Source organism: Anaerobutyricum hallii, assembly GCF_900209925.1.
GTDB classification, from domain to species: Bacteria; Bacillota; Clostridia; order Lachnospirales; family Lachnospiraceae; genus Anaerobutyricum; species Anaerobutyricum soehngenii.
The window spans coordinates 3,069,631-3,084,040 of the sequence record NZ_LT907978.1 but is presented as its reverse complement, the minus strand read 5'-3'; the positions used below and the strand labels follow the sequence as shown (position 1 = coordinate 3,084,040).

The window sequence follows — 14,410 nt, the reverse complement described above, 5'->3', positions numbered from 1 at the left end:
ATAAAAGTAAGGTTTAACAAACGTACAAAAGAAAGAGGTTATTATGTTACCATTAACGATGGCAAGTCAGGGAGAACCGGTGATAATTAAAAAGATTGGTGGAAAACAGGAGACAAAGAAATTCTTAGAGACATTAGGATTTGTTGTTGGTGGAACAATTACAGTTGTTTCTGAGATTAATGGCAATATGATCGTGAATGTGAAGGATTCTAGAGTTGCCATTGGAAAAGATATGGCGAATAAAATTATGGTCTAGATTCTATCTGATTTAAAACCTGAATAAGATAATAATACAGTGCTTATTGAGAATAAATAATGCCAGGCGAGGGTAAGTGAGAAAAAATCTCATTTGTGAATATTTTACTTGTAATTTCTCCTCGGTTGGCTTATTATTGCGTGAAAAGAAAAGTAACGCTACATAAGATTATATTATCAGGAGGTCATAGATATGTTTGAATGTTTAACTAAAATTAACTGGAAAAAAGTAGGTTTATTTGCATCAGGTACTTTATTTGGAACAGCAGGTATTAAAGCTTTAGCAAGTGATGATGCTAAGAAGCTTTACACTAACTGTACAGCAGCTGTTTTAAGAGCAAAAGAAACGGTTATGAATACAGTTACAACTGTTCAGGAAAATGCAGAAGATATTTACGAAGGTGCAAAGCAGATTAACGAAGAGCGTGCAGAAGCAAAAGCTGCAGCAGAATTTGCAGAAGAAGCAGAAGCGGAAGAAGAAACAGAAGAAGAAACAACAGAAGAAGTTGGGGCAGAAGCAGTAGAGGAAGCTGCAGAATAGTTTTAACAATTTGGATGAAGAGTTAGATAAAGAGACTGCAGAATAGAGGCGGTCTCTTTTTTTAACAGTTGATGTGATAAACAGACAAACAGATAAATGAAGAGGTGAATATTTTGAAGTTTCAGATAAAACATGAGATAAAAGGAAGAATACGTTTTCATGTAGTTCAGAAGAAACAGATGACCTGTGAGCAGGCAGATATTCTGTTATATTATCTGGAAAATATGGAAGGCGTGGAATCTGTAAAAGTTTATGACAGAACAGCAGATGCAGTTGTTTGTTATAAAGCGGATGCGGATGGCCTTGTACGAAGAAATATTATTAAAGGAATACAAAAATTTGTTTATGAAAAGGTTGAAGTGCCGGATGGCATTATTGAAAACTCCGGAAGAAATCTGAATCGTGAATTTCAGGAAAAAATGATCGGACAGATTATGGCACATTATGCAAGAAAGATTTTATTACCGGCACCGTTTCGTGCAGTGTATACAGGGGTAAAATCTATTGGATATATATGGAAAGGAATTCGGACCCTTGCACAGCGTAAGTTAGAAGTACCGGTACTTGATGCGACAGCAATCGGAGTATCTATTCTTCGAGGCAATTATGATACAGCAAGCTCCGTCATGTTCCTTCTTGGAATTGGAGAGCTGCTAGAAGACTGGACACATAAGAAATCCGTAGGTGATCTCGCAAGAATTATGTCACTGAATGTAGAAAAGGTATGGCTAAAGACAGAGGATGGAGAAGTTCTCGTGCCATATTCACAGATTAAACAGGGTGACAGCATTGTCGTACACATGGGAAATGTTATTCCGTTTGATGGCATTGTAAGTGCCGGGGAGGCAATGGTTAACCAAGCTTCTCTCACCGGGGAATCCATGCCGGTGAGAAAGGCAGATCAGGCATCTGTTTATGCCGGAACAGTTGTAGAAGAAGGAGAAATCACTGTTGAAGTAAAAGCAGTCGGTGGAAGTGGACGCTACGACAAGATAGTTACAATGATCGAAGATTCACAGAAATTAAAATCAGGTCTTGAGGGCAAGGCAGAACATTTGGCAGATAAACTCGTACCATATACTTTAGCAGGAACTGGACTTGTATATTTGGCTACGAGAAATGCAACAAAGGCAATCGCCGTTCTTATGGTTGATTTCTCCTGTGCGTTAAAACTTGCCATGCCAATCTCTGTATTGTCCGCGATACGTGAAGCAAGCCAGCATAACGTAACTGTAAAAGGCGGTAAATATATGGAAGCCGTTGCAGAGGCAGATACGATCGTGTTCGATAAGACGGGAACGTTAACAAAAGCAGAGCCAACAGTGGCAGAAGTTGTCCCATTTGGAGAAAATAATGCAGATGAAATGCTTCGTATGGCAGCATGTATGGAAGAACATTTTCCACATTCCATGGCAAAAGCAGTTGTAGATGCGGCATTAAAGAAAGAACTTGATCATGAAGAAATGCACTCAAAAGTGCAGTATGTTGTAGCACATGGAATTTCCACAACAATCGAAGGAAAAACAGCCATAATCGGAAGCTATCATTTTGTATTTGAAGATGAAAACTGCAAGATTCCAGAAGGAGAAGAAGCAAAATTTGAAGCACTTCCAGAAGAATACTCTCATTTATATCTTGCATTAGAAGGCACACTTGCTGCCGTCATCTGCATCGAAGACCCTCTACGTGAGGAAGCAGCAGATGTCATTAAAAAGCTGAAAAAAGCAGGAATCACAAAAGTTGTTATGATGACCGGAGACAGCGAGAGAACCGCTGCCGCCATCGCAAAACGTGTTGGCGTTGATGAATATTATTCAGAAGTACTTCCAGAAGATAAGGCAAACTTTATTACGAAAGAAAAAGAAAAAGGAAGAAAGGTCATGATGATTGGAGATGGAATCAACGATTCCCCGGCTCTTTCTGCCGCAAGCGTAGGAATTGCTGTCAGTGATGGTGCTGAAATCGCAAAAGAAATCGCAGACATCACGATCAGCGCAGAAAGCTTATATGAAGTTGTCGTCTTAAAACAGCTCAGTAATGCGTTATTAAAACGAATTCACACAAACTATCGTTCTATCGTAGCAATCAACTCCAGCCTGATCGTATTAGGAGTCGCAGGAGTATTAGCACCAGCAACATCCGCACTGTGCCACAACGTATCAACACTGTTAATTAGCTTAAAAAGCATGAAGAATTTGCTTCCTTAATTTAGGGAAAACAGACGAAAAAAAGAATCCCCTACAATAGCAATTGTAAAGATATCGCTGCGTAGAAAATGCCTCCCCGGCATTTTTACTTGCTCTCACATTACATTTGCTATTGTAGGGGATTCTTTTTTTCTGTCTTATGCCCCTTGTCTTACCTAATATTACTCATTTATTATTCATATGAAGCCAATAAACAGAAAATAAAAAAATTAGACCCTTGCAGCGATATCTTTACAGTTGCAATGGTCTAATTTTTTTATTTTCGTTAGTTTAATGCATGAAATAAATAGTTATAGAGAAAAGTATATCAATAAAGCTATTGACTTATGGGTCAAAGTTAGGTATTATAAATGCAAGTTAGTAATAACTAACAAAGCAAAAAACAAGGAGGCACCATGAGACAGGAAGTATTTGAGATTGTACAGAAAATGGATAAAGATAATATCAGAACACAGATGGCCCTGCAGTGTGCGCCGCTGATTACTGGACTTAAGGTGGCGAATCTTTTGATTATACCATCAAAGAACGAGAAATATGTTGGAGCAATTCTTGACGGAACGGATATTTCTTATATAAGATTGGCAAAGTCAGAATGTAAGACAACATTTTTTCTGTACAGAGAAGAAAGGCTGACTGCCTGGCTTATGCGGGCAGAGAACAGAGTTCTTCTTAATGAGGCGGGATACAGCGGAATTATCTTATCAGATATTCTTCAAACAATTCAGATGCGATATGAAGCTTACGTGCAGAAAGGGAAAGCTTTTCCCCATGAGATTGGTGTTCTGTTAGGTTATCCTGCAGAAGATGTCAAAGGATTTGTGGTGAATGAGGGGAAAAATTATCTCTATTCTGGTTACTGGAAAGTTTATGGAGACCTGTCAGAAGCAAAGCAATTGTTTTACAAATTTGACCGGGCGAAGGAAGCGTTAATTGAACTGGTATCAAAAGGTATCGGAATAAGAAATGTAATCGAGAGCTGCAGCAGTAATTTACTGCTGGATGGCGCGGCTTAAAGTTCCTTGTAAGACCCTTTCGATGATGGAAACATCGTGGTGAATCACAGTAATAATTTTCAGGAGGAAGCAGCAATGAGCAAGATAAGTGTAGTGTACTGGTCTCAGACAGGTAACACACAAGCTATGGCAGAAGCTGTCGGAGCCGGAATTACAAAAGCTGGTAAAGAAGCAGATGTAGTAGAAGTCTCAGGCGCATCTATGGAAGACTTAAAAGCAGCAAAGGTATTTGCTCTTGGATGTCCTGCAATGGGTGCTGAAGTACTCGAAGAGATGGAGATGGAACCGTTTGTGGAAGAAGTAGAAGGCTTCGCACAGGGAAAAACCATCGCACTTTTTGGTTCCTATGGCTGGGGCGACGGTCAGTGGATGAGAGACTGGGAAGAAAGAATGACAGCAGCAGGTGCAACCGTATTAAATGGTGAAGGCCTTATCTGCCAGGAAACTCCAGATGATGACGCGATCAAACAGTGTGAAGAACTGGGAGAACAGCTGGCTCAGAACGCATAAGAAAGCGTATCATTCAAAGAAATACTCGTAGTAACTCATAGTAAAAAATAGTAACAAGCAATTATAGTAATCGCATAGTAACGCATATAAAAAACTCATAATAACGCAGTAAAGTAATTTATATTAAAAAGTAACGTATATCAATAAGTAATTACACATTTAAAAAATACCTCTAATTTAATGAAATACCCTTTCTAAAATTTATTAGATATCAGGGTCAAAAGGTCAAAAGTCGTCTTGCAAGCAAGCTTGTATCGGCTTTCTGATCTTTTGACCCTGATATTATTTATCTCAGTCGAGAAGACTCCCACCTCTTTCAGGTGGCTCGACTTGAATGTACTTCAATAAGAAATATCGTTCGAATTCCCTAAGAGAGTTTTGCATAACTTAATTTATTTGGCTTATAATATGATGATACCGGGGTTAAAATGTCAGAAAGCCGGTGCAAGTTTGTTTGCAAGAGTGCAAAGCACGTAGCAATCTGGTATCAAAGGGACTAAAATATAAATGAAGGGGGAAAGTGTGATGAAATATATGTTGAATCGGGAAATGCTTGTGGATTATGAGGAAGTTCTTGTAGAAGAAGAAAAAAGCCAGGCGACGATAGAAAAATATATGCGTGATGTCAGAAAGTTTTTTCAATATGTTGAAGAAACAGAAAGTCAGGGAAATATCACGAAGGAGATTGTTCTTTCGTACAAGAGAAGTTTGATAGAAAAGTACGCACCGGTCAGTGTAAATTCGATGTTAGCATCACTCAATCATTTTTTTAAAATAAATAATTGGTATGAATGTATTGTAAAATCTTTAAAAATACAGCGGAGAACTTTTCGGGATAGAGAAAGGGAACTGACAAAGCAAGAATATTATCAATTACTTCAAGCAGCACAAAGGAAAGGAAAATATCGATTATACTGCATTCTTCAAACGATATGTGGAAGTGGAATCCGAGTCAGTGAATTGAAATATATTACAGTAAGAGCAGTTGAAAGAAAAAGAGCAGTTATATTTATGAAAAATAAAACAAGAACGATATTATTACCGTCAAAGCTTTGTTGTTTATTAAAAGAGTATTGTAGAAAAGAAAAAATAACTTCCGGAACTATTTTTATCACGAAGAGAGGAAAACCATTAGATAGAAGTAATATTTTTCATGAAATGAAAAAATTATGTGAAGCGGCAGGGGTAGAAAAAGAAAAAGTATTTCCGCATAATTTAAGACATTTATTCGCTTACACCTATTATAAAGCAGAAAAAGATGTTGTGCATCTGGCTGATATTCTCGGTCATTCAAGAGTTGATACCACGAGAATCTACACGATGGGAAGTGGAGAAGAGGAAATGAGGCAATTATCTACGCTAGGTTTAATTGTGCAGTGCGGTTAAAAAAAAATAAAAATAAAAAAACCACATAATACTTATTATGCGGTAAAAACTATCATATATATTTGTACTACTTGTTTACATATTATATCATATATTAAAAAAAAAGCAATCTCTTTGTAATAAAAAATTGTATACAGATAAAAAAAGACATTAAAAAGATAGCTAACGAAAATAGAAAATCGGTAGCTTATTTTTTAATGTCTTTTTTTACAAGAACATGATTTCTTTACCACATAATAAGTATTATGTGGTGAAGAACGTGTAAAGAAGGTACTGCATGACAGCAAATATCATATGTTTTTCTCAAAATGCAACGTGTTCTGTTATTTTCGAGAAGACATTTGATAGAGACAGACCGTATAAGTTTCTGAGATATACATCTGTCGATAAATATCTGATATTTTTCAGAATTTAAAGCAACTTTCCCCGCTACGGCTGGAAAATATCTGATAGAGGCAGGCAGTATACATCCCCAAAGTATATGCCTGCCCTTTTTGTATATGTACATAGGAAAGTAATTAACAAAGGAAATATAAATCTGATTCCCGACCATTATGCCGGGGAAAGTAAGGAGGTTAAGTATGAAACATAATCATTCATCTGGGAAGTACAGATTATTAAAGAGGATCGTCATGATGTGCATGGCGTTGATACTTGTCTGTAGTGTATCTATTTCAACATTTGCGGTGGACCGCATGAGTCAGGTTGAAAGTGGGACAACGCAATCTGTACAAAAGACAGACAATCAAAACGGTGAGACCGCTACGACCAGACAGAAATCGTCGGAAGCAGAAACTAAAACGAAACAGGAAAATACTAAAAAGTCAGATTCTGAATCGAAAACCAAGGAAAACAAGGATAGTTCAGAAGAAAAACAAAGTGATTCCAAAGATGTGAATGACAAAGGTGCGAAAGAAAACAGCACACAAAAAGAAGAAAAAGAGAAAAAAGAAAAATCTGAGAAGGATACTTCAAAAGAAGAGAAATATACAAAAGAAGAAACAGACGCAGATAAAAAAACAACAGACACAACAGATGCATCCGAAGCCACAACAAAAACAGCGGAAGAAGAAAAGACAGAATCCGCAGAAGAAAAGACAACGGAAACTGCTACAGAAAAGACAACCGAAAGTAAAAACGGTGAGGAAGAAACAAGCGAGAAAAAGGCTGAAGAAGAAACACAGGCAGCAGATGCAAAGCGCCAGAAAATTCAGGTGGCAAATATTACTGGACCTAAGGAAGTACAGGTTGGGAAGACGATTACGTTAACAGGAACAACAGGACTTGACACTAGTAATCATAAGTGGACTAGCAGTGATACAAATACTGCAACTATAGACGGTAATAATAATAAACCAACGGTAACAGTTAGGGGAATAACTACAGGTACAGTAACGATTAAACATAGCTATAAGTTATCACACTGGTGGGGTTCTTCAGAAACAAAAGAGGAGTCATACACTGTTAACGTGGTTAAAGCATCGAATGAAATAGCAGCAATTTACTTTCTTGCAACACCAGATGGAGTGCCATCAAGTAATGATATTAAATATTGGGCTCCGGAATCTGATACGAGTACCTTGTTTGGAAAGATTAATACAACAGGTGCCACATGGGAAGAAAATAAAAATATTACAAATAATGTAAGTTCCTATGTTGTGTCCTGGCCGGATGGTAGTACAGCAACTAACTGGGTAATAAACAAGGATGCAGATAACTTTAATTATATTTTAGACAATATATGGACAGCTTATAAATCAACAATTGAAAAGCAACTAAAGGTAACTGGTTTAAGCAAGACTGATGTAACGCAGATTACATTAACGCCATTTAAAATTTCAAAGGACAATAGTCCTACTGTAAATCAGAATTATCATATTGACTGTACGATTGATGTTAAATGTAAAAATGTTTTTACTGCAAAGTTCTGGGTAAAAGATCCAAATAGTGATTATAAACTAGTTGATGCGAAAAATTATGTAACAGAAAGTAAGGTTGCTAAAACAGAAAAAGCAACAATTGGTTCTACAAAACCTGTCAATGGTGTTACCTATGTCCTTGATGGCTGGTATCCAGAGAATGAGGCTGGTGGAGCTTATGACAGTACAAAAAAAATTGCAGATACTAGCTGGAGTTATAGCCCATCAGGTGCTGAACTGGCAGATGGTACAGTTAACTTTTACGCACACTATAGCCCAAAGACTACATCCATTATACTGAAAAAATTGGTGACTGGAAGTATGGGTGATAAACAAAAAGAGTTTACGTTTAATATTTCTGTAGAAAAGGACAATAAAAGTGTGTTATTTAAAGTTGGTAATGAGGATAAAAAAGGTTCTGCAACAGTGAACTTAGCAAATAATGATGAAAAGATTTTAACAGAAATTCCTGTTGGAGCAAATGTCACTATTACAGAAAATGATTATTCAGGAAGCAGATATACAACTTCTTACACAGTTGATGATGAAACTGTAACAAATAGAAAGGCTAGCATAGCAAGTATACAAGCAAAAGAGGATGTAAGTGCACATCAGGTTGTATTTACAAATAATAAAGAAGCTATTCCGGATACAGGAATTGCATCAGATGTTCTTCCATTTATTACATTATTTGCCCTTAGTATCGCAGGAATAATAGGTTTCTTGCTTTATAGCTATAAAAAACGCTTTGTTTAAAAGGTGACAGCGATGGCAGAAAGACATAAAAGAAAAACCAGATCAAATAGAGGACGTAAAGCAAAAGAAGCTTTATCTCCAAGAGAAAATGATTCTACTACAGAGGGAATAAATCAGGAACATAAGGAAATAATCAAATGGTTTCAAACAGTGAAGTTCCGAAGGATGATGTTTGGCGGTGTAGATGAGAATGATGTCTGGAAGAAGCTTGAAGAGTTGAACCGACTTTATGAATCTGCGATTCGAGCGGAGCGGGAAAGATATAACATTTTGTTGGAAGACCATGATAAAACGTATGGAAACCTGATTTATCAATATAAACAAGAGCTGATAGAACATGATGGTATTACAGAACCGGCAGAGATGGACAATACAGAAAGTGAGATGCCACAAGAAATCAGGAATGAGGTGCGGAGGTGATGCGGGCTGCAAACAATAGAAGCTGTTCTCAGATAATCCGCAAAAGAAGAAGAGAAGCAGAAACCAGAAATGGTTACATACAGTTGTTTATACGAATCGTATTAGTAATTGTGTGCGGCGGATTATTATTTACACAGGGATTTTTAATTACAAGGGCACCGGATAATGGAATGTTTTCGGCAGTCAAAGGCGGTGACTTGCTCATAGGGTTTCGTTTACAGAGAACTTTCCTGAAAAATGATGTTGTTGTATACAAAGTAAATGGGAAAGAACAGGTAGGAAGAATACTTGGTCAGGAAACAGACGTCATTACATTAGACGACAGTGGAGAGCTGCTTGTTAATGGAACACCACAGACTGGAGAAATCGCATTTCCTACTTATGCAAAAAAAGGAATAAAAAAATATCCGTATAGAGTACCAAAAGGCTGTGTCTTCATACTGGGAGATTACAGAACACAGGCAAAAGACAGCCGTGATTATGGTCCGATTAAGAAGGAAAATGTGAAGGCCAAAGTGATTACAGTACTACGCAGACGAGAACTATAGTGTGTTTGCAAACGTACCGTAAACATGAAATGAATACTATTGAATAAACTACCGCAAGGGGTTTAGAAATAACAAATTTACTTATTATATTAAGGAGGAAACATTATGAAAAGAGTAAAACGATTATTTGCATGCTTATTAGCACTGACAATGATGCTTGGATTAAGCGCAACAGCATTTGCAGAGCAGGCAACAGAAAAAGTTCAGACACCTGAAAATGGAGGAACAGTTACATTTAGCAAAATGTATACATTAGTTGGAGAAGGAACCTCACCTGCAGAAACATTTGCGTTTACTGTTGAAAAAGCAGAAGTAAAAGATGGTGGTGTGGATGCAGAGGATCAGGGTATACCAACTGTAAGACCTGTTACTTATAATCAGGGAGAAGCAACAAAAGAAGGTACTAACAAAGATGTTACAGTACAATTACCAACTTATACAAGTGTAGGTGTATATTCCTATACGATTAAAGAAACAGCAGGTACAACAGCAGGTGTTACTTATGCTAGCGCATCAGTTACAATGAAAGTTACTGTTGTTGACAATAATGGTACTTTTGAGATTGCAGCAGTTAGCTTTACAAAAGGTACAAAGAAACTTGCCAATGGTGAAGCAGCATTCAATAATACTTATACAGCTAACAAACTTAGTATTAGTAAAACAGTAGCAGGTAATCTTGGTGATAAGTCTAAATATTTCGATTTCAAAGTAACATTAACAGGAGAAAATGGAAAAACATACTCTCTTCCAGCTACAATAACAGGTGGTTCCGTTGGAAGTGAAAAACAGGCTGAAGTTATAATCAGTGGAACAACAACATTCAAATTAAAACATCTTGATACAATCGCAATTGAGAACTTGACAGCAGGTGTTACTTATAAAGTAGAAGAAACAACTCCTTCAGATTATACAAAGGATGCAACGGGTGATGAAGGTACTATGAATGCAGAAGCCAAAACAGCAGCATTTACAAATACTAAAAATGGTGATATCGACACTGGCGTTTATTTAGACAACCTTCCATACATCTTAGTATTCGCAGGTGTATTAGCAATCGCAGTTGTATTTGCTGTAAGAAGACGCAGATTTGAAGACTAATTAAGTAATACTGGTATTAATAAAAGATAAAAGAAGCATTTTAACAAAGATATGCTGTGAAAGGAGGTGGCTGCATGGATGTTTCAAGAATATTTTTAAAAGCAGCCAACTCTCTTCTCAGCGCAGTGATTATTTTATTTCTTGTCATTGCGGGAGCCTATTCCGGATATGCATTGTGGGATAATATGCAGGTGTATGCTGCTGTAGATGACATACAGTCACAATTGTTGAAATATAAACCGACACCAGGTGAGGACAACGGACCGACGTTTGAGGAGCTTCGTGCGATCAATCCGGATGTATGTGCCTGGATTACGTTAGACGGAACAAAGGTTGATTATCCAATCCTTCAGGGAGAAGATAATCTTACTTACATCAACAAAGATGTATATGGTAATTTTGCTCTGTCAGGAAGTATATTTCTTGATGTTAATTGTGACAGGGCATTTCAGGAGAAATATGCGCTGTTGTATGGACATCATATGGCAGAACATAAAATGTTTGGTGATCTTGATTTATACGAGAAGCAGAAATTCTTTGATAAGAACCGGACAGGAACGCTAGTCCTTCCAGATCGTTCTTATAAGCTTGAGATTTTTGCATGTATTAAAACTTCTGCAAATGAGGACAATATTTTTATTCCTCAAAAATGGCAGGAAAACACAGACGGTCTGCTGAAATTTACAGAAAAGAATGCAATGTATATTCATCAGGATACAATGAAAAAAATAGGAACTTCGAAAAATTATTCACAGATTCTTGCCATGTCAACCTGTTCGTCAGATTATACAGATGCAAGAACCGTTATTCTGGCGGTAATGAAGCCTTATTCGCCGGAGAAGTAAGGAGGAGATGAAAACGAATACAAGAAAAATTCCGGCAGTGCTATTGCTTGTAGTTTTATGTCTGGCAGTTTTTCCAATTTCTACTTTTGCAGCAGGTGCTGTTGAAGTGCAAATTCCTGTCAGCATACAAACCTCAGGTGAGACACCTTCTCCGGAGGAAGATTATACGGTTGTGCTTCAGGCAGTAGATGATGCACCGATGCCGTCAGAAAGTGTATTGAAGATCAGTGGAAGTGATAAAGCAACTTTTCCACCAATTCAGTATACAACTCCCGGTATTTACTGCTACACAATAAAACAAAATTCTGGTACAAATGAACGTGGACATTATGATCAGACAGTTTATTATGTAAGAGTTACTGTAACGAACGGAGAAAACGGTGATTTAGAAACAGTGATAGCCGCACATATCACTGGTGAAATGACAGATGCAAAACGAGATATTCTGTTTAAGAATTATTATGAACCTGTAGAATCACCAACAGAAAGTACAACAGAAACAAGAAGCACAACGGAAACGAGAAGTACTACAGAAACAAAACCTGAAACAAAACCAGGTAATAGTAAACATATAACTAAGACAAAGAAAAGCAAAAATAAAGTGAAAACAGGCGATAACACGAATGTTGCCTTGTTTACCATTTTATTTATTGCATCAGGAGTAGGATTATTGCTTATTGCAATCTCACGTTACAGAGCAAAGTATCAGAAATAAATAATATAAAATAAAACAGAGATTATTTTCTTGTATTTGGAAAATAGTCTCTGTTTTTTTGTAATTATTTTTTGAGAAGAGCTTTTTTATAAATAATATAAGATATGATCGCTGTAATCGCTTCGGTAATCCAGAAGGAGTGCCATACGCCAGACACACCAAAGAATTGGCTTAGCATGAATGCTAACGGCACGATGATTATGAGATAACGAAGTAAGGAAACGGCAAGAGATTCATTTCCTTTACCGAGTCCCTCCAAAGCTCCACTTGATACAACAGATACGGAAGAGACGATAAAACCGCAGGAAATAATTCGAAGAGCGGAGGCACCGGCTGTGATCGTGGAAGGCTGCGTGGTGAACATTTTCATAAAGGTTTCAGGAGTGAACATGAAAAGTGCGGTTCCGACAGCCATGATTCCAAAGGCAATCATGAGCGCCAGATTGTAAATCTTATTTACCCGTTTATATTCTTTTGCTCCGTAATTATATCCGATGATCGGACGCATCCCCTGAATCATTCCATTGACAGACAAATATAAGAAGGTCTGCAATTTATAATAGATTCCCAAGATTGTAACTCCTGTTTCTGAGATGGATGCAAGGATAGCATTTAAAGCAGAGATAAGCAAAGATGGCAGTGCCATATTTAATGCTGCAGGAATTCCTACTCCATAGAGACGGGCACAGATTTTCTTTTCTGGGCGAAGCAGGTTTCTATGTATTTTTACAGGTGGCTTTTTTATAATATAAAATAAAATGTAAATCAGCAGGGTGGAACATTGTCCGATTCCGGTTGCGATAGCAGCTCCTTCAATTCCAAGTCGAGGGAAAGGACCAAGACCGAAAATGAGAATCGGGTCAAGTATAATATTTAGAATACATCCGCAGAGCATACTGAGCATGCTGACAACCATCATCCCCATCGCCTGAAAGTATTTTTCGAAAGTGATTTCCGCATGGATAATAATTGAAAAAAGAAGAACGATATTGGAATAACGTAACCCTAACGATAAAATATTTTCATTGTGAGTAAATAGTTTTAAAAATGAAGGCATAATGAGGATGCCTGTGATACTTAAAAGGATTCCGTGAACAATGGAGAGGAAGAATCCCTGTGAAGCAGCTTTGTGCGCATGAAGCTGGTCTCCGGCACCGAGACAAAAAGCAATCATAACATTGATTCCGATGCCGAAACCGACCGCAACAGAGTTGACAAAATTTTGTATTGGAAATACAAGAGAAAGTGCGGTCATGGCATCTTCGCTGATCTGTGCAACGAAAATACTGTCGATAATGTTGTAAAGAGAATTTACCAGCATGGATAAAATCATTGGTGCTGCCATAAAAAGTAAAAGCGGTAGAATCGGTTTTTCTTTCATATAAGTCTGATCCATATAAAGTATCCTTTCTTTTTTATTTTTCTGTTATGCTATTCTTTAATAAATGACTATCAGTGATGGAGATTTTGTTATACTATTACCATAATAAAAAAGGCTATAGGGTCTGTACTGTTTAAATCAGAAACAGAAAAACCTATAGCCTTCATTATAATAATTCCGTAAAATAATCCACTCATCTGTAGTATTATGATATAGAATAATATAGACAATATATTTTTAACTACACTATTATAAAGGGTTTATGGTGCATGTGTCAAGTGTTTGGCAGCTTACAAAGGCGAAAACAAGTTTTGCTTGCTATTTCTAAATTCCTAGTATATTATTAGGAATTAGGAGGTGGAGAGGTATGATGGTTTCATCGAAAGGTCGTTATGCACTTCGGGTAATGATTTATTTAGCTCAGAATGACAGAGAAGAATTAATTCCGTTGAAGGAGATTGCGGAGAGTCAGAATATATCTATGAAGTATCTTGAAATGATCGTAAGCCTTCTTCATAAAGGAGGCATGCTTATAAGTGGTCGTGGCAAGAAAGGCGGGTATCGTCTGGCGAGAAAGTCTTCAGAGTATACGATAGGCTCTATTTTAAAGTTGACAGAGAAGACTTTGGCACCGGTGAATTGTCTCGAAGGAGGCAAGGTGACCTGCGAGAAAGCAGGATATTGTATTACGCTCCCAATGTGGCAGAAGCTGGATGGTATTATTGATGACTATTTAGAGACAGTGACTTTGGAAGATTTACTGGAGGGTCGGGTATAATCCGATTCTTCAGTATTTTTTAGTATACACGTTCGTGT

14 protein-coding genes are annotated in these 14,410 nt (G+C 37.2%); 13 read left to right on the top strand and 1 reads right to left on the bottom strand.

The window, feature by feature from the left end; translation table 11 throughout:
- Positions 1-43 precede the first annotated feature (43 nt).
- The 12 genes from EHLA_RS13985 to EHLA_RS13930 all read left to right on the top strand — a co-directional run bounded on the left by EHLA_RS13985 (position 44) and on the right by EHLA_RS13930 (position 12,213).
- Positions 44-256: a FeoA family protein gene (locus EHLA_RS13985; RefSeq protein WP_096241229.1), complete on the top strand. Its 213-nt coding sequence runs from the start codon at positions 44-46 to the stop codon at positions 254-256.
- Between the two features lie 192 nt (positions 257-448).
- Positions 449-796: a DUF6110 family protein gene (locus tag EHLA_RS13980; RefSeq protein WP_021907710.1), complete on the top strand. Its 348-nt coding sequence runs from the start codon at positions 449-451 to the stop codon at positions 794-796.
- A gap of 113 nt (positions 797-909) precedes the next feature.
- Positions 910-3,003 (top strand): heavy metal translocating P-type ATPase, encoded by a 2,094-nt coding sequence (locus EHLA_RS13975; protein WP_096241228.1) that lies wholly within the window; start codon positions 910-912, stop codon positions 3,001-3,003.
- Positions 3,004-3,398: 395 nt separating this feature from the next.
- A complete protein-coding gene (locus tag EHLA_RS13970) occupies positions 3,399-4,016 on the top strand; it encodes a DUF3793 family protein (RefSeq protein WP_096241227.1) in 618 nt (205 codons plus the stop codon).
- Positions 4,017-4,091: 75 nt separating this feature from the next.
- Positions 4,092-4,526 (top strand): flavodoxin, encoded by a 435-nt coding sequence (locus tag EHLA_RS13965; protein ID WP_021907707.1) that lies wholly within the window; start codon positions 4,092-4,094, stop codon positions 4,524-4,526.
- 525 nt (positions 4,527-5,051) lie between these two features.
- Complete coding sequence (locus EHLA_RS13960; RefSeq protein WP_096241226.1) at positions 5,052-5,912, top strand: tyrosine-type recombinase/integrase; 861 nt, start codon at positions 5,052-5,054, stop codon at positions 5,910-5,912.
- 581 nt (positions 5,913-6,493) lie between these two features.
- The gene (locus EHLA_RS13955; protein ID WP_096241225.1) at positions 6,494-8,587 is read left to right on the top strand and encodes a DUF7601 domain-containing protein; all 2,094 of its coding nucleotides are present in this window, start codon (positions 6,494-6,496) and stop codon (positions 8,585-8,587) included.
- A 12-nt stretch (positions 8,588-8,599) separates the two neighbouring features.
- Complete coding sequence (locus EHLA_RS13950) at positions 8,600-9,007, top strand: hypothetical protein (protein ID WP_096241224.1); 408 nt, start codon at positions 8,600-8,602, stop codon at positions 9,005-9,007.
- Positions 9,007-9,555 (top strand): signal peptidase I, encoded by a 549-nt coding sequence (gene lepB / locus EHLA_RS13945; RefSeq protein ID WP_096241223.1) that lies wholly within the window; start codon positions 9,007-9,009, stop codon positions 9,553-9,555. Before EHLA_RS13950 ends, lepB begins: the two co-directional genes overlap by 1 nt.
- Before the next feature lie 105 nt (positions 9,556-9,660).
- On the top strand, positions 9,661-10,653 hold the full coding sequence (locus tag EHLA_RS13940; protein ID WP_096241222.1) for a DUF7601 domain-containing protein: 993 nt from the start codon (positions 9,661-9,663) through the stop codon (positions 10,651-10,653).
- A 74-nt stretch (positions 10,654-10,727) separates the two neighbouring features.
- A complete protein-coding gene (srtB, locus tag EHLA_RS13935; protein ID WP_096241221.1) occupies positions 10,728-11,498 on the top strand; it encodes a class B sortase in 771 nt (256 codons plus the stop codon).
- A 7-nt stretch (positions 11,499-11,505) separates the two neighbouring features.
- Positions 11,506-12,213: a Spy0128 family protein gene (locus tag EHLA_RS13930; protein ID WP_096241220.1), complete on the top strand. Its 708-nt coding sequence runs from the start codon at positions 11,506-11,508 to the stop codon at positions 12,211-12,213.
- Between the two features lie 64 nt (positions 12,214-12,277).
- Here the strand turns inward: EHLA_RS13930 and EHLA_RS13925 are convergent, their stop codons facing one another.
- Positions 12,278-13,609: an MATE family efflux transporter gene (locus EHLA_RS13925; RefSeq protein ID WP_096241219.1), complete on the bottom strand. Its 1,332-nt coding sequence runs from the start codon at positions 13,607-13,609 to the stop codon at positions 12,278-12,280.
- A gap of 352 nt (positions 13,610-13,961) precedes the next feature.
- Here EHLA_RS13925 and EHLA_RS13920 point away from each other — a divergent pair, with 352 nt between their 5' ends.
- The gene (locus EHLA_RS13920; protein ID WP_096241218.1) at positions 13,962-14,372 is read left to right on the top strand and encodes an RrF2 family transcriptional regulator; all 411 of its coding nucleotides are present in this window, start codon (positions 13,962-13,964) and stop codon (positions 14,370-14,372) included.
- Positions 14,373-14,410: the final 38 nt, after the last annotated feature.